The sequence below is a fragment of the Pseudoalteromonas sp. AOP31-A2-14 genome (assembly GCF_052378035.1).
GTDB lineage: Bacteria > Pseudomonadota > Gammaproteobacteria > Enterobacterales > Alteromonadaceae > Pseudoalteromonas.
Genome location: NZ_JBQSXI010000002.1, coordinates 378,225 through 399,171, shown reverse-complemented (window position 1 = coordinate 399,171; position 20,947 = coordinate 378,225). Strand labels below are relative to the sequence as shown.

The window sequence follows — 20,947 nt, the reverse complement described above, 5'->3', positions numbered from 1 at the left end:
TTACTCCATCATTTTTTCAATTGGCATCACCAGGATAGAGTTTGCGCCTAACGCTTTTAATTGCTCCATCGTTTCCCAAAATAAAGTTTCACTGCTGACCATGTGAAGGGCTACATATTCATCAGAGCCTGCAAGATCTAATACAGTAGGTTGGCCTGAACCGGGTAAAATATCGCAAATTTCATCAAGCTTATCTTTTGGCGCGTGAAGCATAATATACTTGCTTTCTTTGGCTTGCTTAACACCACGTAAGCGCGGCATAAGCTTGTTTATAAGGGCTAATTTATCAGTATCTTGCAAGTCTTTATTTTGAATTAGACAAGCGTTTGACTCTAAAATAGTATCACCTTGCATAAGGCCGTTAGCTTCAAGAGTGGCACCAGTTGAAACTAAATCACAAATGGCATCAGCAAGTCCTGCGCGCGGAGCAACTTCTACAGAGCCTGTAAGCATTACAGTGCTTGCATTTATGCCTTCGCGTTTTAGGTATTGACTTAAAATTTCAGGGTAGGTGGTGGCAATACGTTTACCTTCAAACCAGCTTTTTTCTTGTTTGCCAAGCTCTGATGGCCATGCAAGTGCTAAACGACAAAAGCCAAAATCAAGTTTGGATAGCTTAGTAACTTCGCTTGGTACGCCTTGGCGCTCACGTTCTGCTTGTACTTCGACAAGTACATTTTCGCCAACGATACCTAAGTCACACACACCGTCCATTACAAGACCTGGAATATCGTCATCGCGCACACGCAAAACATCAATGGGCATATTGGTCGAGTGGGCGATTAAGCGCTGCTCGCGTAAGTTAAGTTTCACACCTAATTGTTTTAATAAATCTTGGCAATCTTTAGAAAGGCGGCCACCTTTTTGGATGGCGATACGTAGACGGTTGCTATTACTCATTTTATTCATTTTCCTTTAATTTAAAAACTAAAAACCCCGAGGGAACCTCAGGGCGAAAATGAATCATTATGAATTGATTCGCCAGAGGTTCCTTTTAGGAATAACCTCTCAGCGAAAGACCTGACAGGTTATTCCGGTGAATGGTGATGATGTACTGTTGTCAGGTTTAAGCGCATTTTAGATCCTATTTTGCTCACCGCTATTTAGTTAGCGTTAAGCGTTAATGTGTTTCAATAAATTTCGTACTTATAAAAACATAAACAACCTTGCTTAGGCAAGTTTTTTTTCGCTTAATTAAAGTATATATTATAACTGTCGATAATATTTAGAGTAAATTGCTAATTTTAACTGTTTTAATGTCTATTCTGTAGCCTAACCAATTATAACCGGTAAATTTAGCTAGCTTTTATATTTTTATAAGGAGGTTTTTATGGATATGATGATCCCTTATTTTAGGCGGATAACACATTTTACCATTGAGCCTAAACGTGTGTTCCATAGTGCTGGTATGCAAAGTGGCTCGGCAGCTAAAAAAGTAGAGCAAGAAAACAAAAAAAAGCGTGAGTTACAAAAAAGCAAAAGCTTACGAACCAAGAAGAACAAACTAAAAAAACAACTGATCCAGATGGTGAAAGCCTACACTTAGATACATGGGCATAATATTTCTTAGTAAAATAAAAAATATAAAAAAAAAGACCCTAAAAGGGCCTTCTTATCAAAGTTTTTAGTTTATTTTTGGTTTTTACCTTTAACAATGTAAAAGCTAAATATAGCAAGTACGCATACTTGGGCTATCGCACCTTGCCAAGTCGATTTTATACCAAGCCATGTAATATCAAAACTAACAGGTAATGATGTAATACTGATTATATCGGCTTCTTGCAGTGCTATAACAGCTTTGCCCATAAGCACAAATGCAAGTGCAAACAATAAGTAAGTGGTAATTGCAAAAAACTTCGTAACAGGTAATTTAATAGAATATTTAATTAACCCCCACGTGATAATAGCCAATATTGCTATGCCTATAGTAAAGCCTGATGCAATAGATGAGTACTGGCTAGGCGAGCTTTGTGTTAATAGTGATTGATAAAACAATACTGTTTCAAACACTTCACGGTATACGGCAATAAACGAAAGCCCTGCTAATCCCCATAAAGTGCCTGATTCGAGGCGCTTGTTTACATTGTCTTGTATGTATTTTTGCCATTGCTTTGCACTTGTTTTATTGTGCATCCATACACCAACATAAAGTAAAGTGACTGCTGCGAATAATGCTCCAGCGCCTTCCATTACTTCGCGACTGGCGCCGCTTATTTCAATTAATGTTTGTGCTGCAGCCCATGTTAAACCACCGGCAATGAGTGCTGTTATCCAACCTACATGTATATATTTAAGCGCATCCTTGCGTTTAGTTTTAATAAGCACAGTCATAAGCGCAATAATAACTAATAATGCTTCTAACCCTTCACGTAACAATATAACTAAACTGGCTGAAAGCAGCGCACCGTCAGTTAGCTTGGTCTTGCTTAACATGCCATCAGCTATTGCGAGTTGGGAAAGAGCGGCATTTATTTTCTCGGCAACAATGGCGGTATCTTTTTCGTTTTTTAATGTTTGTCGTAGATCCATCAGTTGTACTTCGATATTTTTACGCAGTGCTTCGTCGTAAGCATTTAAGTTGTTCTCAATAAGCTCAAAACCATCTAGGTAGGCGCTAATAGCTAAATCACTCGCTTGTGAGTAATTCCCTTTCGCATGGGCTGCTTGGGCAGCAAGCAACTGTGTGCGAGTGACGGTAATAGAATCTTTTCTGCCGGTGAATAATTGCTCTGGATTACCACGTAGCCACTGTACATAATGTGCTTGAGTGGCATTTTTACCGGCTGATAGTTGCGCAGGGTTAAGGTTTATAATTTGTGAAGCTGTAATATCCTGCTTCGCACCTTGTGGTTTTTGAATATCTTTGAATGCCAAACTACCTACATAAAAAGCCAAAGACCAACGTTGCTGTTCGCTAAGCTGTGTAAAAGCAACCATGGGGGTATCGTTGATACCGCTTGATACTGCATCAAATAACCCCATCAATGACCGATTAGTTGCTCTGTCTGCATCAGTAAAATCAGTAGGTTTAGGGGTTAAATTTTTAGCAAGTGGTCCGTTTCCTTGCCCGCTTAGGCCATGGCACGTAGAGCAGTTTTGAGAAAAAAGAGCTTTTGTTTGCTTAACAGGTAGTAACGATGCTGGCAAAGATAGTTGCGGCATAAAGATAAGTAATGATTCACGCAGTGCAGAGCTTGCAATACGCACATCTTCAACACTTGCTTTATTAGCAATGGCTGTATATAAGGCTTTTGCTTGTACTTTTACTGTATCGAATTCATTTGTTTGGCTTGAGAGTTGATCCGCTTGTTCAATAATGACATGTGAAAACTCAGTCATTTCTTGATATTCGTCTGAATCAAGTATTTCACCATTGCCTACAGCAGCAACGTAATCAACACCGATGTACTCAGCCAGTTGTGCAATTTGCTTTATTTTTGTTTGTTGAATAGGGGAGGCAGAAATGCTAAAGCTTGCAATCAACATAATAAAAAACACAAAGATGAAATTAAACTGACGCTTGCTTACAGATACAAAGTTAAAAAATACATGAGAATTATTAATGGACATTGAAAAGCCCTGCAAAGGAAAAGTAAAAAATTATAATTGTTTTCATTTGCATTTCAAGCATATTAAAGCAAAGCGAAGGAATTGGTGAAAAACATAACAATGAGTAAAATATTTAAAATGTTTTTGCAGCATTTAAGTAACAACTAATGAAGTTAAAGCCTGGCTTCATTAGTTATTACTTAAACTCTAATTATTGAGTCTGCTCTACTGACTTGATACTGCTTTGAATGAGCGGTGAAATAGTTAAGCCCTGCACAATAATGGAAAATATAACCACCACATAAGTAATAATAACGAGTAGGTTATGTAAATCTGAGCCACCAATCATAACTTCACCGTGTGGGATTGCTGCAGCCATGGCTAATGCAAGACCACCGCGTAAGCCACCCCAGGTTAAAATTTTAACACTGTGCTTGTCGTAAGTTTTAAATTTTTTAAAAAATATAAAAGGTGTCCCTATGCTAATGAATCGTGCCAATAACACCACTGGTATCATCAACAGACCTAAGCCAATTTCACTAAGCGTGACTGGCATTGTGACGATAAGCATACCAATTATTAAAAATAGTAGGGCATTTAAAAAGCTGTCAGTTGCATGCCAAAAGTCTTTAACATAACGGGTGTCATCAGGCCCTGTACGTTCGGTGGCCTTGGTGCGGGTAATATTACCTAGTAATATACCACTAGTAACCATCGCAAGCGCCCCTGAAATATCCCACATATTGGCAGCGGCAAACCCTGCCGTTGGAATCGTTAAAGTGAGCAACAGGCGAATATTTTTATCTCGGCAATTAATAACCAAATAATGGCCAATCATTGCAATCACTAAACCAAATGCGATGCCGCCTACAGCATCAACAAGAAATAATTCAGCCACATCTTTGACGTTCGCTTGCGTGCCATAAAATGCCACCGAAAATATAGTGGTGAATATCACTAAGCCTATTCCGTCGTTAAATAATGACTCTCCCTCTACTTGTACTGAGATTCCTTCAGGAGCGTTCATTTGTTTTATTATAGCAAGCACTGCTATAGGATCTGTTGGGCTTATTAGCGCTCCAAACAGCAAGCAATATATAAACGGCACCGGCCAGCCTAAAAGTGCGAATAAATAAAAACTCAAATAACCAACGATAAAAGTAGATGCGAGGGTCGAAAATAAAACCATCGCGGTGATTTCAAAGCGTTGTTTTCGAAGTGCAGCTAAGTTAATTTCAAGGGCGCCTGCAAACAGTAAAAAGCCAAGCATACCTTTGAGAAGTAACTGATTAAAGTTGATACCCGATACAATATTGGTCATATCAAGTGCTGTCTTATCTCCGAGCAGTTTTACACTAAGAATTAATACTAACGAAATAACCACCGAGCCTGTTGTTATCGCAATGGTTGTTTGCATTTTTAGGATAAATTGATTCGCAAAAGCTATAAAAATAGCTAAAGCTGATAAAAAACAAATGAGATACCAAGCATTCATTGTTTGACCTTAATTTGTATCGGGTGCGTAAGAAGAGGTAAGTTTACGGCTGCGTATGTTACTCCTGTAAATTTTACTTGTCACAGGCTATCTGCATATTTTATTAGATTATAAATCGACAGCATTTTATCTTTACTTGCTCTGAACTCATCGGTTACGTAAAATCCCGCTATAATTTTTTAGTAGTGACAGTGTTTATCAAACAACTTTTTAGTGACGCAGGGCCGCTTGCGCTTTCGTTAGATGGCTATACGCCAAGACAACCCCAAATTGATATGGCGGTTGCAGTTAATGATGCGCTTAAAAATAGCCAGCAGTTGGTGGTTGAAGCTGGAACTGGCACCGGTAAAACCTATGCTTATTTGGCTCCTGCGCTAAAATCAAAGGGTAAAACGGTTATTTCTACCGGCTCAAAGGCACTACAAGAACAATTATTCCACCGCGACTTACCCCAACTAGTTAATGCACTAAAAGCCACCAAGAAAGTGGCTTTATTAAAAGGGCGTAGCAATTACTTATGTACTTATCGATTAAGCCAACATGTTGCACATGTGCCCACTGATGACTCAGACGTAATGCATCAACTTGCCATGGTTGCCAAGTTTGCCAGCGAAACCCGCTCTGGTGATTTATCCGACTGTATTGGTATTGAAGAAGACGCCAAAGTATTGCCTTATGTCAGCTCAACCACAGATAATTGTTTAGGGAAAGAATGCCCTGATTTTCAAGATTGTTATATTCGTAAAGCGCGTTTAAATGCCGCAGAAGCAGATATAGTGGTGATCAATCATCATTTATTCTTTGCAGATATGGCGGTTAAAGAATCTGGTTTTGCTGAACTGATGCCCACTAGTGATGCGTATATTTTTGATGAAGCTCATCAACTCAGTGAAATTGCGAGCGACTATTTTGGTGAGAGTATAAGTACCAAAAAGCTGGTGGATTTAATTAATGATTTACGCGCAATATATCGCGCTGATATTCCCGATATGCTCCAACTAGGTAAAACACTTAATAAGTTGGAAACCAGTGTCGCTGATTTACGCTTACAATTTGGCGTTGATGGCAGTCGTGGTGATTGGCGAGAAAAGCTTGCCGATAAAGCAATATGCGCGGCGCTTCACCGGGTGATTAGTGATTTGGACTTTTTATATCAAGTACTAAAGCTCTGCTTAGACCGTACAGATAAAATTGAGCACCCTTTTGAGCGCACGCTTGCCTTTAAAGGGCAATTAGAACGTGTATTTGATACCGCACAAACGGGATTTAGTTATTGGTACGAGACGACCAGGCGATACTTAACAGTGAATATTACGCCACTAAATGTATCAGCAAAATTTGCGCAAATGATGAAAGACAGTGGTGCAGGTTTTGTTTTTACATCTGCCACCTTGTCTGTTGATAACGATCTTGCTCACTTCAATGCAAGCCTTGGTTTAACACCGAGTAAAAGTATGATTGTTGACAGTCCATTTGACTATGAAAAACAAGCATTATTGTGTTTACCCCGTTACTTACCTGAGTCACATGGTGCAACTATGCCTCATGCTATTATTAAGCTGACGCTTGATTTAATAAAAGCGGCTAAAGGGCGCTGTTTTGTGCTATTTACAAGCTACCGGATGATGCATTTAGTGGCTGAGGGGTTAACCACTCAGATAGACTACCCAGTCTATATGCAAGGACAAATGTCTAAGCGTATTATACTTGAAAAATTTACCCGCCATGGCAATGCCGTATTATTGGGAACGGCCTCTTTTTGGGAGGGTGTAGATGTTAGAGGCAGCACGCTCAGCTGTGTTATTATTGATAAACTGCCTTTCGCCGCGCCGGATGACCCATTATTACAGGCAAAAATGCAAGATTGCCAGCGACAAGGTAAAGACCCATTTGCACATATTCAGTTGCCGCAAGCAGTTATAGCGCTTAAACAAGGAGTGGGGCGACTTATTCGAGATAGCAAAGACAAAGGTGTATTGGTGATTTGTGACAATCGTTTAGTCACACGCCAATACGGCCAAGTATTTTTAAAGAGTTTACCTCCTATGCAGCGAACCAGAAATTTAGCATTGGCAACTCAATTTTTAGAACAGATCAATTAGGTAATTAAGTAATGATAAAAAATAATATATTGGCGATCGATGCTTCAACTGAAGCTTTGTCTTTAGCGCTTCATTATCAGGGCCAATCATTTTTTCATTTTGAAGAATGCCCACAACAACACAGCCAAAAGATTTTACCTTTAATTGATGAATTGCTAAGTAAAGCGCAGTGTAAACTTGTTGATTTAGACGTTATCGGCTTTGGTCAAGGGCCGGGCAGCTTCACGGGTGTGCGAATAAGTGTTGCTATAGCACAAGGCCTAGCATACGCGACTAAACTTCCGTTGGTCGGTGTTTCTACTTTACAAATGTTAGCAACTCAAGCCAATCAGCAAACCGGTGCCAATGACGTTTTGTCGGCGATAGATGCAAGAATGGGAGAAATATACTTTGCTCATTATGAAAAAAACGAGCAGGGGATCATGGCGTTAGTCTCAGCTGAGCAAGTCATAAAGCCTGAATTACTTACCTTACCAAGTATAACTGCCACGGCGGTTGGTACGGGTTGGCAAACGTACCCTGACAGTGTAGCTAATATTAAAAGTATCACTTGTGAGCAAAGTATTACCCTCCCTGACGCGCGATACATGCTTGGCATAGTACAACATGCATTTACTTGCGGTGATACGGTTGATGCAGCAAATGCACAGCCTAAATACGTACGCGACACGGTAACTTGGAAAAAACTACCTGGTAAAGAGTAGCTATTTTTTATTGTAAAAAGTGGTTTGCATGCTCATAGTTTTTGTTTCATAATTAACCTAATTGCATTAATAGGATAGTCTGTGACTTTACCAATAGGTTCAGGTTTTTATTCTGCGGGTATACCCACAAATCGTGTCGCTAAACACAACCTTAGCGATGCGTTAACTAATGCGCCTGAAAAAGTTACACCTAATTCTGCTTCTAAAGAATATGTTAAATCGTCTCAATCAGGTGTTGAGCTTGCTAAACAGTTGAGCTTGCACTCCTCCAAAACCTATCAAAATACTATTTACGATCAGCCCTCAGCACGCATCAGTAAAGCAATTTCGACTTATACAGAGTTTGCCAATCTTGAGCGAAGAGCCGATGTACAGTCGCTTATTGGTGTTGATATTTACGCATAAAATCAGCATTTAAATACTTTTGTCTAATATGTCCAACTTTTAGTTGTATAGTTCCCTCAATTAGGTATTGTAAATAAAAAAATAATAAATAAGACTGTGAAAATTCCTCAACTATTTGATTTATTCAATAAAGGCGCGGTTAGGCTGTCGTCAAATACACTGATTTTATCCTTACGTGAAGGGTATATTGCTTTAATCCCTTTTTTTATTGTCGCTTCGGTCATTACGCTGTTGAATCAATGGTTTAATATTGCGGATAAAGGTGGCAACCATAACTTTTTGAATAGTTTTAACTTATTAGTGTGGGCGCTTTTTCCGCTGATCACGCTCATTTCGTTTAGCTACTATTTATCCAAAAACCTTAAGCTGCATACTATTGCAGGCCCAGTTTTAGTGATCACCTGTTTTTGCGCCACTACAGGTTATGTTTATTCAGATCAAACAGGGATTCATATAGATAATAAGGCGGGGGTACTATATAGCATTTTAATGCCTATTTTCTGCTGTTATTTATTGCATATATTTAGTGAGATCAAAGCTCTTAAGTTAGTCGCTATTAGCTCTATTAGTTTGTTTTTACGAAAGCATTTAAATTTAATTTTTCCGTATCTTATTGTCAGTTCAATTACATTATTAGTTATTCCCTATATTAGTGAGTTTGGCCGTTATTTAGCGCATACGTTTGCTGCTTTATTTACTGAACAGGCGAGCACGTTTGATAAGCTGAGTTTGCAGATGATCAGTGCTCACATACTCTGGTTTTTTGGCGTCCATGGCGATAATACTTACCATATACTTGCGCCCGCTAGTTTTACTGAATATGAAGTCTTAGCTGGGCTGTCAAGTTATCACTTTTTTAGTGTGTTTGTGTTATTAGGTGGCACAGGTTGTTTATGGGGACTTATTATCGCGTGCTGTTTTTTAAAAGAGGCTGAGCACGAGCGTAGCATTGCTAAAATTTCAGCACCGCTGGCTGTTTTTAACATCAGTGAAGTGATGATCTATGCCTTACCCATTGTATTTAATCCTTATTTCTTAATACCATTTTTACTTTCACCGATCTTAAATGGGTTTATTTCGTACCAATTAATTGAACATGGCTATATTGTCATTTCCAACAGTGGTGAGATCCCATGGTTCACGCCGGTTATTTTAAGCGGTTGGATGATCACTCATAGTATCAGTGGTGTATTGTTACAAATTGCTCTAATTGCACTCAACGTTTTGGTATATTACCCTTTCGTATTAGCAAATAAACGACACAATATTACTGGTAAAGCGCTTGATATGTTGATAAAAAGATACGGCGCAGGACGTAGAATCGAAGAGCATGCAGAGCACGCTTTTGCAATTTCACATTCAACGCAACATATTAAACAAAATAGCCTTAAAGATGTGACTGATGCATTAAATAAAGGAGCTTTAGCGCTTTATTATCAACCTAAAATAGACCCGCATACACAACAAGTGATCGGCTTTGAGGCTCTACTAAGGCTCATTCATAAAAATGGTAAGGTAGATGGCCCTTGGTTTTTAGCAATCCTTGAACAGCATAACCTAATGCACATTATAGACACCTTTGTGATTGATCAGTTAGAGGTTGATTTGGCGCATTTTGCGAAGCTCGATTTACACCCAAACATCAGTTTTAATATTTCACCACAAAACTTATTAGCTGGTGGTTACAAGCGTATTATTAACGCGTTTTCGCGCTTTCCTGATCAAGTAGAAGTTGAAATACTTGAATCAAGCTATATTGAGGATTTTGATGCCACTATTGCCATGGTTGATAAGCTCAATAGCCATAAAATTAATTGTGCAATGGATGATTTTGGCACAGGCTACTCGTGTTTATCAGTACTGTCTAAATTAAATATCAATACAATTAAGCTTGATCGCAGTTTGCTACCAGAAGTGGGTAATAGCAAAGCGGCATTACTGTATCAACAACTAGCGAGTATCTGTGCGCAATTAGGCTTTGAAATAGTAGCTGAAGGGGTTGAAAGTGAGTTACACGAAGAGGTTGTAAAAAAAGCCCAGATACACTCTGCACAGGGCTTTTTATATAATAAAGCATTACCGTTTGAGACTGCTTTGTCTCAATTGACCAGTAAAACTTAACGCTTTTGAATATAATCGATTAGTTTATTGGCAATATCAGTATTATTCTGTGAGCCAACAAACTCACTGCTTTTAGCACCATACGCAAAAACCTGTACATCAATTGCGGTATGACCACCGGTTGTCCAACCGGTAAAGCTTGCACGGCTAATAATATCCTTGATGGCAATCTCAAGGGCATCTTCACCCATCTTTTTGGCTTGCTCAAGTTTAATTTTGTTTTCAGCACTGTAATCAATACTGGTGTATTCATTCCACACTGCAGCCATATCATCTGATGCTAATAATAACGTTGTTAGTTTACCGGCCGTTGCTTTAACACCCTTAATTACATCTGTTTGCCACTTATATTGGCCATTAGCACCCAGTGTTAAGCCTCCAGTAGAGTGATCGGCTGTAACCACTAGTAATGTATTAGGGTTATTATCAACATACGCTTTTACCAGCTCAATAGATTTGGCAAAGTCATCCATTTCAGCCATTGCACAAGCAATATCGTTGGCATGGCCGCACCAGTCGATTTGGCTGCCTTCGATCATCGCAAAAAAGCCAGTTTGCTTATTTTTATCCAACAGTGATAATGCTTTGTCAGTCATGTCAGCGAGGCGGGTAGGGTTTTCATCAAGTGCATAAGGTAAGCCTACCGGAGCATACAAACCAATGGCAGGGATTTGTGTTATATCTTTGAGGGCCTTTATATTGTCACTGTACTGATAGCCTGCTTGTTTAAACTCAGCAACTAAATTGCGATCATCGCGAATGTAGTACTTTGTACCGCCACCAAGCATTAAGTCGACAGGTAATTTTCCTGCAATTTTATTATCAATGTAATCATCGGCAATTTCGTCATAATTACGGCGGGACTCATTGTGTGAAGCGAAGCTGGCCGGTGTAGCATGGTTAATTTGTGAGGTCGCAACCAATGCGGTGATCATGCCTTTTTCTTTTGCTATTTCTAACATCGTTTTTAAAGGTTTTTTATCTGTATCGACCGCAATGGCACCATTATAACTCTTATGCCCTGAACTAAGCGCTGTGGCGCCTGCTGCGCTGTCCGTAACGTAAGTATGATCGTCTGGGTAAGTGTGTGCCATGCCCGTTAGCATGGTATCAAATACTGTATTTTCAATTTCTTTCGTATTAGGATCGTCTTTAAAATAACGATATGCCGTCGTATAAGCAGGGCCCATACCATCACCAATCATATAAATAATATTTTTTGGTGCGGACTCAGCGAACGTAGTTGTTGAACATAATAGCGCTAATAGGCTTAATTGTTTTTTCATCTTTGTACCCTCTTTGTATAGTGGTGTTATTGTATACCCCCTGTATGATAAATAAATGACTTTTTCGTTAGAAATACACAAAACATAGAGGAGTGGCTGCTTGCAATCTTTTTCAGTACAAACAGCGGGCCTAACCTTACAAGGGCTGACCTTTGGAAGTAGTAATGAAATTGTAATTGCATTACATGGCTGGCTCGACAACTGCCATAGTTTCATCCCGTTACTAAAAGATAAGCCCCTACAGCAAAAGTGGTATTGTGTTGATTTCCCCGGTCATGGTAAATCTGACTGGCGAAGCCCTGATGCACATTATTACTTTATTGATTATGTAGACGATATTTATAATTTAATAGAGTCACTTAACTATAAAAAGGTACATCTAGTAGGGCATTCAATGGGCGCAATGGCGGCAGGGTTATTTGCCAGTTGTTTCCCTGAAAAGGTAAAGTCAGTCACCCTTATCGAAGCGGGTGGGATGGTTACAACACCAGAATCAGAGGTAGTTGAGCAGCTTCGTAAGGCAATTCTTAACCGTAATAAAGCGAATCTAAAATCTCCTCGCCACTACACAGACCAACAAAGTATAGTTAGGGCTAGAGCATTAGTTAGCGATTTACCCATTGAATTAGTTGAGTTGCTGATGAAAAGAAATAGCATAAAAACTGACTCAGGTTGGCAAATAAGCTGCGATCCCAAACTAAAAATACATTCTGGTTTTCGTTTCGATGAAGCGCAGTGTATCACTGCTATAAAAAATTTAACGGTGCCAACTCAAGTTATTTTAGGTCAGCAGGGTTATTTATTTGTTCGCCAAAACTTGGATAGATATGCTATACATTACAAACAATTAAAAATTGTAGAAATAGCGGGTGGGCATCATTGCCATATGCAAAGCCCTGATGCATGTTTAGAGCATATTCATGCATTTATACTGCAAAATAGCTCAAGTTAATTGTATATTTGTGTTAAATGTGGGAATATTTGCCTAATTAGAGTATTTGCTCAATTGATAATGTGCTTTAATTTTGCAGAATTAAGGTGGAATAAAAATAAATTATAATACAGGAGCTAAGAGTGGAAAAAATCTGGCTTAAGCGCTACCCAGAGGGTATGCCTGAAACAATCGATCCTGAGCACTACAATTCGTTACTCGAAGTGTTTGAGAAAAGCTTTAATGATTACAAAAATTTACCTGCATTTACAAATATGGGAAAAATCCTAACTTATGATGAAGTCGATACGGCAACTAAACGTGTTGCGAGTTACCTTCAAAATGATCTAGGGCTTAAAAAAGGCGACAAAGTTGCCGTGATGATGCCTAATTTGTTGCAAACTCCTGTCTCTATTTTAGGCATTTTGCGCGCGGGTTGTGTAGTGGTGAATGTTAACCCTCTTTATACTGTGCGTGAGCTTGAACATCAGCTCAATGACTCTGAAGCATCAACTATCTTTATTTTAGCTAACTTTGCTGACACCCTAGAAAAAGCATTACCTAAAACCAATATTAAAAATATTGTGGTTACACAAGTAGGTGACATGGTTGGGGGGGTTAAAAAGCATCTCGTCAATTTTGTTGTAAAGTACATTAAAAAAATGGTGCCAGCTTATAACTTACCGAATCCAATCAAATTTAGTGAAATATTAGCCGCTAATGAAAACGGCTACACTAAACCTGAAATTAACTTAACTGATCTGGCTTTTTTACAATACACAGGAGGGACAACCGGTGTATCTAAAGGGGCAATGCTTTCTCACGGTAATATGGTCGGTAACCTTGAACAGGTCTCCGGCTGTTTAGATAATGTACTCGAGCGCGGTAAAGAAGTGGTTGTTACAGCGTTGCCGCTTTATCATATATTTGCACTCACGGCTAATTGCCTAACATTTATGAAGTACGGCGGCCTTAATTTATTAATTACGAATCCGCGTGATATGCCGGGGTTTGTTAAAGAGTTAAGTCAGCATAATTTCACTGCTGTTACTGGTGTAAATACCTTGTTTAATGGGTTATTAAATACACCAGGGTTTGCTGAACTTGATTTTAGTCATCTTAAATTGTCTTTAGGTGGCGGTATGGCTGTACAACGACCGGTTGCTGAAAAGTGGCATAAAACAACTCAAACAAAATTAATGGAAGGCTACGGTTTAACAGAATGTTCGCCACTGGTCACTATTAGCCCGTATGACTTAGAAGCCTATAATGGTTCTATTGGTTTAGCTGCACCTAGCACCGAACTGAAATTAATGCTAGAAAATGGTGAAGAAGCGGCAAAAGGTGAACCAGGAGAGCTTTGGGTCAAAGGCCCACAAGTTATGGTTGGTTATTATAACCGTCCTGATGCAACTGCCGAATGTTTACAAGATGGCTGGTTTGCCACTGGCGATATCGCCACTTATGACGATGAAGGTTTCTTTTATATTGTCGACCGTAAAAAAGACATGATTATTGTGTCTGGCTTTAATGTATTCCCAAATGAGATTGAAGAAGTAGTTGCCATGCACGACGACGTGCTAGAAGTAGCCGCAATTGGTGTTCCTCATGATATCAGCGGTGAACAAGTTAAAGTTTTTGTTGTGAAAAAAGACAAATCTTTAACTGAACAAGATATAATAAAGCACTGTCGTGATAATTTGACTAATTATAAGGTACCTAAACTGGTTGAGTTTAGGGATGAGTTACCAAAAACTAATGTTGGTAAAATTCTCAGAAGAGCCTTAAAGGACGAAACAAAATAAGAAAAGCCGGCAATAGCCGGTTTTTTTATGAGGAGTGTAAGTGCAATATCAAGTAATCGAAACGCAAAGCCAACTTAATGAGTTTGTTGAGCAAATTAAAAATAAACCGATACTGGCAATCGACACTGAGTTTATGCGTCGGCGTACCTTATTTCCTGAAGTCGCATTAATTCAAGTTTATGATGGTGAGCATTTAGCGCTTATCGATCCACTTGCAGATCTTTTATTAAGCGACTTTTGGCAAGCTCTCAAAAACCCCGATACGCTAAAAATACTTCACTCACCTTCAGAAGACATCGAAGTATTTCAAAAATGTGCGGGTTTTGTACCTACCCCATTATTTGATACACAGTTTGCGCTACAAGTACTTGGCCATGGCAACTGTATGGGCTTTGCTCATATGGTAAAAGCATTACTAAATATTGAAATAGATAAAAGTGAATCTCGTACTAATTGGTTGCAGCGACCACTGACTCCTAAGCAGCTTGACTATGCCGCGGCTGATGTATTTCACTTACTGCCGTGTTACACCCTTATAAGTGAGAAAATTCAACAAGCAGGTTTTTTTGATATAGTTATTAATGAGAGCGAACTCATTGCTAAAAAACGCGCCTATCAAATACCTCATAAACTACTTTATAAAGATATAAAAAATGCATGGCAGTTAAGCCCTTATGATTTAGCGGTACTTAAAGAGCTTGCTGCGTGGCGAAAAGAAAAAGCGATTCGTAAAAATTTAGCCTTAAACTTTGTGTTAAAAGAGCACAATATGGTTGAAATAGCGAAGCGAAAACCCTCAAGTTTAAATGCTATGCGTCAAATTCCAGATGTAGAGGCCATAGAAGTTAACCGCTCAGGCGTTGAGATTTTAAAATGTATTGTCGCTGCTCAAGAGCTTGCACCTAGTGAACACCCTGAGCAGTTAAAGCGCCTTATTGATTTTCCAGGCTATAAAAAAGTGGCGAAAGAGATTAAACAAAAAGTTACTAAAGTAGCTAAAGAGCAGGGGATCCCAGAGGATGTACTTGCGTCTAAAAAGCAGATAAACCAATTGATAAGCTGGAACTGGAAACTAAGCTTTGATCAGCGTATGCAAACTCTTAAGCCTGATTTACTGAGTTCATGGCGATATGCTTATCTAAAAATAGCACTACAGGAGTGGGATGTGTAATTAACTTGAACTCGGTTGTCTCAGCCGAGTTCTTAGCTTTATTATTTATTCATAGCAGCAAGAATATTATCTAAATTAGCTTTTGATTTTGCAACACTTTGTAAAGGTGTAAGTCCTTGAGGGTACTCTTCTTGTTCAATCACGAGCCACTCAACCCCTCCGTCAATCAGCAAAGACTTGATTATTGTTTGCCAAGGATAATCATTTTCACCAAATATTGGACTTAAACCACCTCCTTCGTGAGTCCGTACTTTTAAATGTGTTGTTATTGTTCTACCAGGATATTTAGTTATGTAGTAAAGAGGGTCTTTGCCTGCATAATAGACCCAACCAATATCCAGTTGTAGTGGTAGATTTTTAGGGGTATTGCTAGCAATAGTGTCCCAGTATGTAGCTTCGTTAAAACTCTCGAACTCTCGGTTATGATTATGAAAACAGATAGACATGTCATATTTTTGAGCTACCTCATTAACTTTGGTTAATTGTTGTGTTAATAATTTTATGCCTTTTGGATGCCAGGCACGTTCATCCCAAGGAACAAATAACATATCTATGCCAAGTGTTTTATAAAACAATAGCGTATCAGTTATCGTTTCCTCAGTTAGTGCATCAAAGCCAATATGAGCACTGCTTGCTACTAAGTTTAGGCTTGCAAGTTTTGCTTTTAAGCTGCTTGGATTATCTGAGTATGGGCCAAAATCACCCGCAAATTCTACGCCGCTAAACCCCATATCAGCTAATGATGCAATAGTGCCATCAAAATCTTGCTTCAATGCGTCTTTCACAGACCAAAGCTGAACACTCACTGGTAAAGTATTATTTTTAGCCTGCAGCGGCATAGACTGTAAAAGGCTTATAATCAATAAACCTATGCAGTAATAAACGAAAAAAAACTTTTTATTAATCATTATAAAACACCTATAAATAAGCAGGGAACATTCCCAGCTTTGGTCTGGGTTAACTAAAAAACGGAAGTTACACTTGTATCTTTAATCTGTATAAGCATATTCAGCTAAGCCTAACTCTGCTAGTACGCTATCTAAATGTGCTTTTGCTTCATTTGAGGGGCCCGGGTAATCACCTGCAATAGGTACGTTGCCAAGATACCCAATATCTTTACAGCCTTCAGGGGTGCAAAAGAAGGCTGCCAGTACTAACTCTTTAAAGCGATTAAACGCTTTGCTAATACGTTGGAATTGTTCTGGCGTGGTGCTATTTAAATAGGCTATGTCATCAAGTATAGCGTGTTGCTGTGCGGTATTAAGGTTTGAGTAGGGGTTATCAAAACGGATCTTTGATTCATCATCAATCCAAGCGAGAGCATGCAAAATAGTAACGCGATCCTTTTGTTGTACGTTATATGGCGCACTCACCCATTCATCAATAACACTGGGGACCTTAAGTTGTGATGCACTGGGAGTATTGCCCTCTTTTGGTATCAAATGATCACATAATATAGCAACTAAATTTAGCTGTGCTTGAGTTAACGTTAATGGCCAAGGTGATGTTGGAGGAATAAGCAAGTTTGGATCTGTTCCATACCCTTTTTCGCTAATAGGGGCAATTTCAATATCTGGCCAATGCCCTGAACTTGTCGGCGTATCATCAAGCATCTTAGTGCAACCGGCCGTTAAACCGATAGTTGAACCTGCAGCAAGTAGACCTAGCCATTTAAGAGATTCGCGGCGTGTCATGCCTGAAATATACTTATATGAATCCATGCGATCGTTAGTATTCATTAGATTGCTCCTTGATCAATTTGTTTTGCGAGCCAAGTTGAATTACGCATTGCTAATGTCATGATGGTTAGCGTGCAATTCTTATGAGGGTTCGATGCAAATACACCGGCATCCATGACAAATAGGTTATTGCAATCCCACGTTTGTCCCCATTGATTGGTTACGGAATCAGCAGGATCACTGCCCATTCGTGTTGTGCCAACTTCATGTATGATTTCGCCGCCTTTAGAAATAGCCTGTTCAGCCGAAGGAAGTTTATCGATTTTTGCACCCATATTTTCTAAAATTTGCTTCGCTGTTTTTAAACCGTGTTCGATTTGTTTAAGTTCCCGATCGGACCATTTAAAGTGAAACTTAGGAACTGGAATCCCCCATTTATCTTTTACGCTTTCGTTAATTTCCATGTAAGAGTCTTTATTTGGTAACATTTCGCCACGTAGGGCAAAGCCAATATATGAACCATAGGCGTCTCGAATCTGTTGCTTTAATTGACCACCATAGCCTTGCGTATTACCCAATACCCCAGCCCCAGGCTGATTAAAACCACTACCTATTTCAAAGTGGTAACCCCGTGGAAAGTCCAACTCGCCTTTTGCTTGTGCTTTATGCCCCCACCAAGGGATAAACAAATGGTTAGCTGTGTGACCATCTTCGTTATAACGCGGGCGGCCTTCTAAAGCGGGTATTTGTGCTCCTAGCCATGCGCCCGTTGAATCCATAAGGTTACGACCTACTTGATCACTTGAATTTGCAAGGCCTTTAGGGTGTTTTTTATGCTTTGAATTTAATAGGATCCGCGCTGATTCACAGGCACTGGCAGCAAGAATTACAACGTCGGCATCAATCGTGTGCTGCTGCGCTGATTTTTTATCAATGTAGCTAACGCCAGTGACTTTGCCGTCATCGTTCACTGCTACAGATTTAACCATTGCATCAGTTATTACTTCTAAATTGCCAGTTGCTTTTGCCATTGGTAATAATGAGGTTGTTGTTTGAAAGGCTGCTCCAATAGAGCAACCGGAGCCACAAGGAGTTGCATAAAAGCACGCCATTCTGTCATCTTTAGGTCGTGTTAATACCGCTCGGTGCATAGGCACAGCAGTAATACCGAGCTTTTTAGCTGATGCTGCAAGCAGTAGCTCAGGAACCCGTGGTTTTGGCGGTGGCTGTAATACACCTTCAGGTGAAGGTGGCATGTCGTCTAAGCCGGTATTGGTGCCACAAATACCCACTAATTCTTCTGTAATGTCATACCATGGTGCTATGTCTTCGTAAATAAATGGCCAATCTGCGCCGTGTCCGTCTTGGCTCTTACCTTTAAAGTCATGTTCACTAAACCTAAGAGAATAGCGGCCCCAGTGATTTGTACGGCCACCCAACATACGTGCACGCCACCACATAAAATCAGAGTCTTTTGCATTGGTATAGGGTTCATCAGGTACTTGCCAACCACCATCGATTGTAGCGTCATAAAAGCCGAAGTTTTTATCTTTGGTGCTGGTACCCATTAAGGGGGCTTCACTGTTACGGCGAAACATTGGGCTTTCTTTCTTAGGGTCATAATCGCGACCAGCTTCAAGCAACAGCACCTTATGGCCTAATTTTGTTAGTGTGTATGCAGCCATTGCACCGCCAGCCCCTGAGCCGACGACGAGTACTTTGTGATTGAATTTTGACATTGTTATAACTCCTTGATTTTTATATTTTTGAACCAAACTTTGTCGCCATGATCTTGCAGGCCAATATGACCTTTCTCAGAGTTAGCAAAGTTAGACCAAGTTGCAAACTTGCTGTTGTTAACTAAAGTATTCCAAGAGCTACTTCCTACAACCATACTGACGGTACTGACACCGTTTTGCCAAACCTGCAAATGATTATTCAGCATTTTTATACGCACCGTATTCCATTGCATCGCTGGTTTATGTGCAGCAAGGGGAGCTGCAAGTAAATCATAAATTGAGCCCGCCAAATGAGAATCAATTTCAGTATCAGCGTGACGTTCATTATCTATAATTTGTACTTCAGGAGCGTGTGAGTAAATATATTTTCCTAATTCATCAGCGAGGATAAAAATGCCGCTATTACCGACCTCACTGATTTTCCAGTCAATCTTTAAATCAAAATTTTGATAAGGTTTTTTGGTTAAAATATCCCCGCCGCCTTTAGTGAGCAGCATAGCATCATCCTCTATAATCCATTTAGAGCTGAGGGTTTGACTTTTGAAGTTACGCCATTGCGACATATCTTGACCATTAAATAATAACTGCCATCCTGCCTGTTGTTCTTCTTTAGAAAGCTGGTTATCAATATTTTTAGCAAATGCAGTACTGGTGAAAGCGAGTGCAATTGACAATAGTGAAAGTGATTTAAGCATAAAGTACCCTTTTATTTTGTGTGCTAAGTATTGCTATTAAACGTATTTTTGAACGCTTTTATTTTTTGTTATAAAAAAATGAAGACCGATAAATACGACAATAAGTACAACCGGAAAGAGTAATAAGTTTTGTAAAAGAGTTTGCCCTGCAACAACCTCTATTTCTTCAGGCGTGATGTTTTGGGTTTGTGCTTGTGTTTTTGCGCTATCTATCCAGTTACCGATTACTGGATTCCATAAACTCATTGCAAACATGCCTGCACCGCCAATTAATGACATACCTAGGGCACCTGTTTTAGGTGTGTATTCAGCAACACACCCGATCATCGTTGGCCAAAAGTAGGTAACACCGATAGCAAATAATGCTGCGGCAAAATAAATAGCACTACCTTGTGCTTGGCTCATCATATATATTCCAATCGTTGAAAATATTGCTGACCCTAGTAATACGCCTGAAGGGCTAAAACGATGAACTATAGGCCCTGCGAAGAAGCGCCCTAATGCCATAAGGCCAGTAATAAGCGCTAAAATAACCATAGGTGAGGCACCTGATGAACCTAAAATTTGTTCAATCCATTGTTGAGTACCAAATTCAGTCACTGCGGTTAAAGTCATGCAAATAACTAAGAATAAATACAAAGGTGACAGCAGGTTTTTTAAGTTACTGCTGGTGGAATTTTGCTGTGGATTAAATTTAGGAAATTGTGCCGTAAGCATCATTGCGCCATATATGGCCGTAGGTATTAAAATTAACGCTACTTGCCACTGCCAATTAAACGCTGCTGATGTCATCGCATTTGAAGCTAAAGCGCCAATAACAATACCACCAGGAAACCACACATGAAAACGGTTTAACATGGTCGTTGTATTATTAGGATACATTTGTGCAATTAGAGGATTACACCCAGCTTCTACAGAGCCATTAGCAAAACCAATCAAAAATGTTGATATAAGTAGGGCCCAAAAGCCCTCAGCAGATATTGTTAATAAAAGGCCTGCTAAATGGCAAAAAAATGCCAGTGCTACTAATTTTTTAGCACCGATAGCATTGTATATAATGCCCCCAAGCATAGTCGCAATCGGAAAGCCTAAAAATGCCATTGCGTTGACCCAGCCAAGCTGTGTACCAGTTAGGCCAAATTGTTCGCCAAGTTGGCTTAAAATACCGGCACGAATCGCAAATGTCATCGATGTAACAATTAATGCAATACAACATAAACGAAAAATGAGGCTGTGATTATTATTTTTATTCATTGTGTGTGATC

General features: G+C 39.4%; 17 protein-coding genes. 8 read left to right on the top strand and 9 right to left on the bottom strand.

The window, feature by feature from the left end; all coding sequences use genetic code 11:
* Nucleotides 1–900: an ATP phosphoribosyltransferase gene (gene hisG / locus ACT3S9_RS17580; protein WP_441835495.1), complete on the bottom strand. Its 900-nt coding sequence runs from the start codon at nt 898–900 to the stop codon at nt 1–3.
* Between the two features lie 430 nt (nt 901–1,330).
* Between hisG and ACT3S9_RS17575 the strand changes: the two genes are divergently transcribed.
* Complete coding sequence (locus ACT3S9_RS17575) at nt 1,331–1,546, top strand: hypothetical protein (protein WP_441835496.1); 216 nt, start codon at nt 1,331–1,333, stop codon at nt 1,544–1,546.
* Nucleotides 1,547–1,629: 83 nt separating this feature from the next.
* Here ACT3S9_RS17575 and ACT3S9_RS17570 read toward each other — a convergent pair whose 3' ends face one another.
* On the bottom strand, nt 1,630–3,486 hold the full coding sequence (locus ACT3S9_RS17570; protein WP_441835504.1) for an FTR1 family protein: 1,857 nt from the start codon (nt 3,484–3,486) through the stop codon (nt 1,630–1,632).
* 274 nt (nt 3,487–3,760) lie between these two features.
* Nucleotides 3,761–5,044, bottom strand: a complete 1,284-nt coding sequence (locus ACT3S9_RS17565; protein ID WP_441835497.1) for a cation:proton antiporter — start codon at nt 5,042–5,044, stop codon at nt 3,761–3,763.
* 185 nt (nt 5,045–5,229) lie between these two features.
* Between ACT3S9_RS17565 and ACT3S9_RS17560 the strand changes: the two genes are divergently transcribed.
* The 4 genes from ACT3S9_RS17560 (at nt 5,230) to ACT3S9_RS17545 (ending at nt 10,376) form a co-directional block, all read left to right on the top strand.
* Nucleotides 5,230–7,146, top strand: coding sequence for an ATP-dependent DNA helicase (locus tag ACT3S9_RS17560; protein WP_441835498.1), 1,917 nt, complete (start codon nt 5,230–5,232; stop codon nt 7,144–7,146).
* A gap of 11 nt (nt 7,147–7,157) precedes the next feature.
* The gene (tsaB, locus tag ACT3S9_RS17555; protein WP_441835499.1) at nt 7,158–7,850 is read left to right on the top strand and encodes a tRNA (adenosine(37)-N6)-threonylcarbamoyltransferase complex dimerization subunit type 1 TsaB; all 693 of its coding nucleotides are present in this window, start codon (nt 7,158–7,160) and stop codon (nt 7,848–7,850) included.
* An 81-nt stretch (nt 7,851–7,931) separates the two neighbouring features.
* The gene (locus ACT3S9_RS17550) at nt 7,932–8,255 is read left to right on the top strand and encodes a hypothetical protein (RefSeq protein ID WP_441835500.1); all 324 of its coding nucleotides are present in this window, start codon (nt 7,932–7,934) and stop codon (nt 8,253–8,255) included.
* A 96-nt stretch (nt 8,256–8,351) separates the two neighbouring features.
* A complete protein-coding gene (locus ACT3S9_RS17545; RefSeq protein WP_441835501.1) occupies nt 8,352–10,376 on the top strand; it encodes an EAL domain-containing protein in 2,025 nt (674 codons plus the stop codon).
* Here ACT3S9_RS17545 and ACT3S9_RS17540 read toward each other — a convergent pair.
* On the bottom strand, nt 10,373–11,662 hold the full coding sequence (locus ACT3S9_RS17540) for an alkaline phosphatase (protein WP_441835502.1): 1,290 nt from the start codon (nt 11,660–11,662) through the stop codon (nt 10,373–10,375). The genes ACT3S9_RS17545 and ACT3S9_RS17540 overlap by 4 nt on opposite strands.
* 100 nt (nt 11,663–11,762) lie before the next feature.
* Between ACT3S9_RS17540 and ACT3S9_RS17535 the strand changes: the two genes are divergently transcribed.
* The 3 genes from ACT3S9_RS17535 to rnd all read left to right on the top strand — a co-directional run bounded on the left by ACT3S9_RS17535 (nt 11,763) and on the right by rnd (nt 15,569).
* A complete protein-coding gene (locus tag ACT3S9_RS17535; protein ID WP_441835503.1) occupies nt 11,763–12,614 on the top strand; it encodes an alpha/beta fold hydrolase in 852 nt (283 codons plus the stop codon).
* Nucleotides 12,615–12,736: 122 nt separating this feature from the next.
* On the top strand, nt 12,737–14,398 hold the full coding sequence (fadD, locus tag ACT3S9_RS17530; protein ID WP_441992887.1) for a long-chain-fatty-acid--CoA ligase FadD: 1,662 nt from the start codon (nt 12,737–12,739) through the stop codon (nt 14,396–14,398).
* 40 nt (nt 14,399–14,438) lie between these two features.
* A complete protein-coding gene (gene rnd, locus ACT3S9_RS17525; protein ID WP_441835786.1) occupies nt 14,439–15,569 on the top strand; it encodes a ribonuclease D in 1,131 nt (376 codons plus the stop codon).
* 41 nt (nt 15,570–15,610) lie between these two features.
* Here rnd and ACT3S9_RS17520 read toward each other — a convergent pair whose 3' ends face one another.
* The 5 genes from ACT3S9_RS17520 to ACT3S9_RS17500 all read right to left on the bottom strand — a co-directional run bounded on the left by ACT3S9_RS17520 (nt 15,611) and on the right by ACT3S9_RS17500 (nt 20,936).
* Nucleotides 15,611–16,477 (bottom strand): sugar phosphate isomerase/epimerase family protein, encoded by an 867-nt coding sequence (locus tag ACT3S9_RS17520; RefSeq protein ID WP_441835785.1) that lies wholly within the window; start codon nt 16,475–16,477, stop codon nt 15,611–15,613.
* Nucleotides 16,478–16,558: 81 nt separating this feature from the next.
* Nucleotides 16,559–17,308 (bottom strand): gluconate 2-dehydrogenase subunit 3 family protein, encoded by a 750-nt coding sequence (locus tag ACT3S9_RS17515; RefSeq protein WP_441835784.1) that lies wholly within the window; start codon nt 17,306–17,308, stop codon nt 16,559–16,561.
* A complete protein-coding gene (locus ACT3S9_RS17510; RefSeq protein WP_441835783.1) occupies nt 17,308–18,987 on the bottom strand; it encodes a GMC family oxidoreductase in 1,680 nt (559 codons plus the stop codon). The genes ACT3S9_RS17515 and ACT3S9_RS17510 overlap by 1 nt, the downstream gene beginning before the upstream one ends.
* 2 nt (nt 18,988–18,989) lie before the next feature.
* A complete protein-coding gene (locus tag ACT3S9_RS17505; protein WP_441835782.1) occupies nt 18,990–19,682 on the bottom strand; it encodes a 3-keto-disaccharide hydrolase in 693 nt (230 codons plus the stop codon).
* 36 nt (nt 19,683–19,718) lie between these two features.
* Nucleotides 19,719–20,936 (bottom strand): MFS transporter, encoded by a 1,218-nt coding sequence (locus tag ACT3S9_RS17500; protein ID WP_441835781.1) that lies wholly within the window; start codon nt 20,934–20,936, stop codon nt 19,719–19,721.
* Nucleotides 20,937–20,947: the final 11 nt, after the last annotated feature.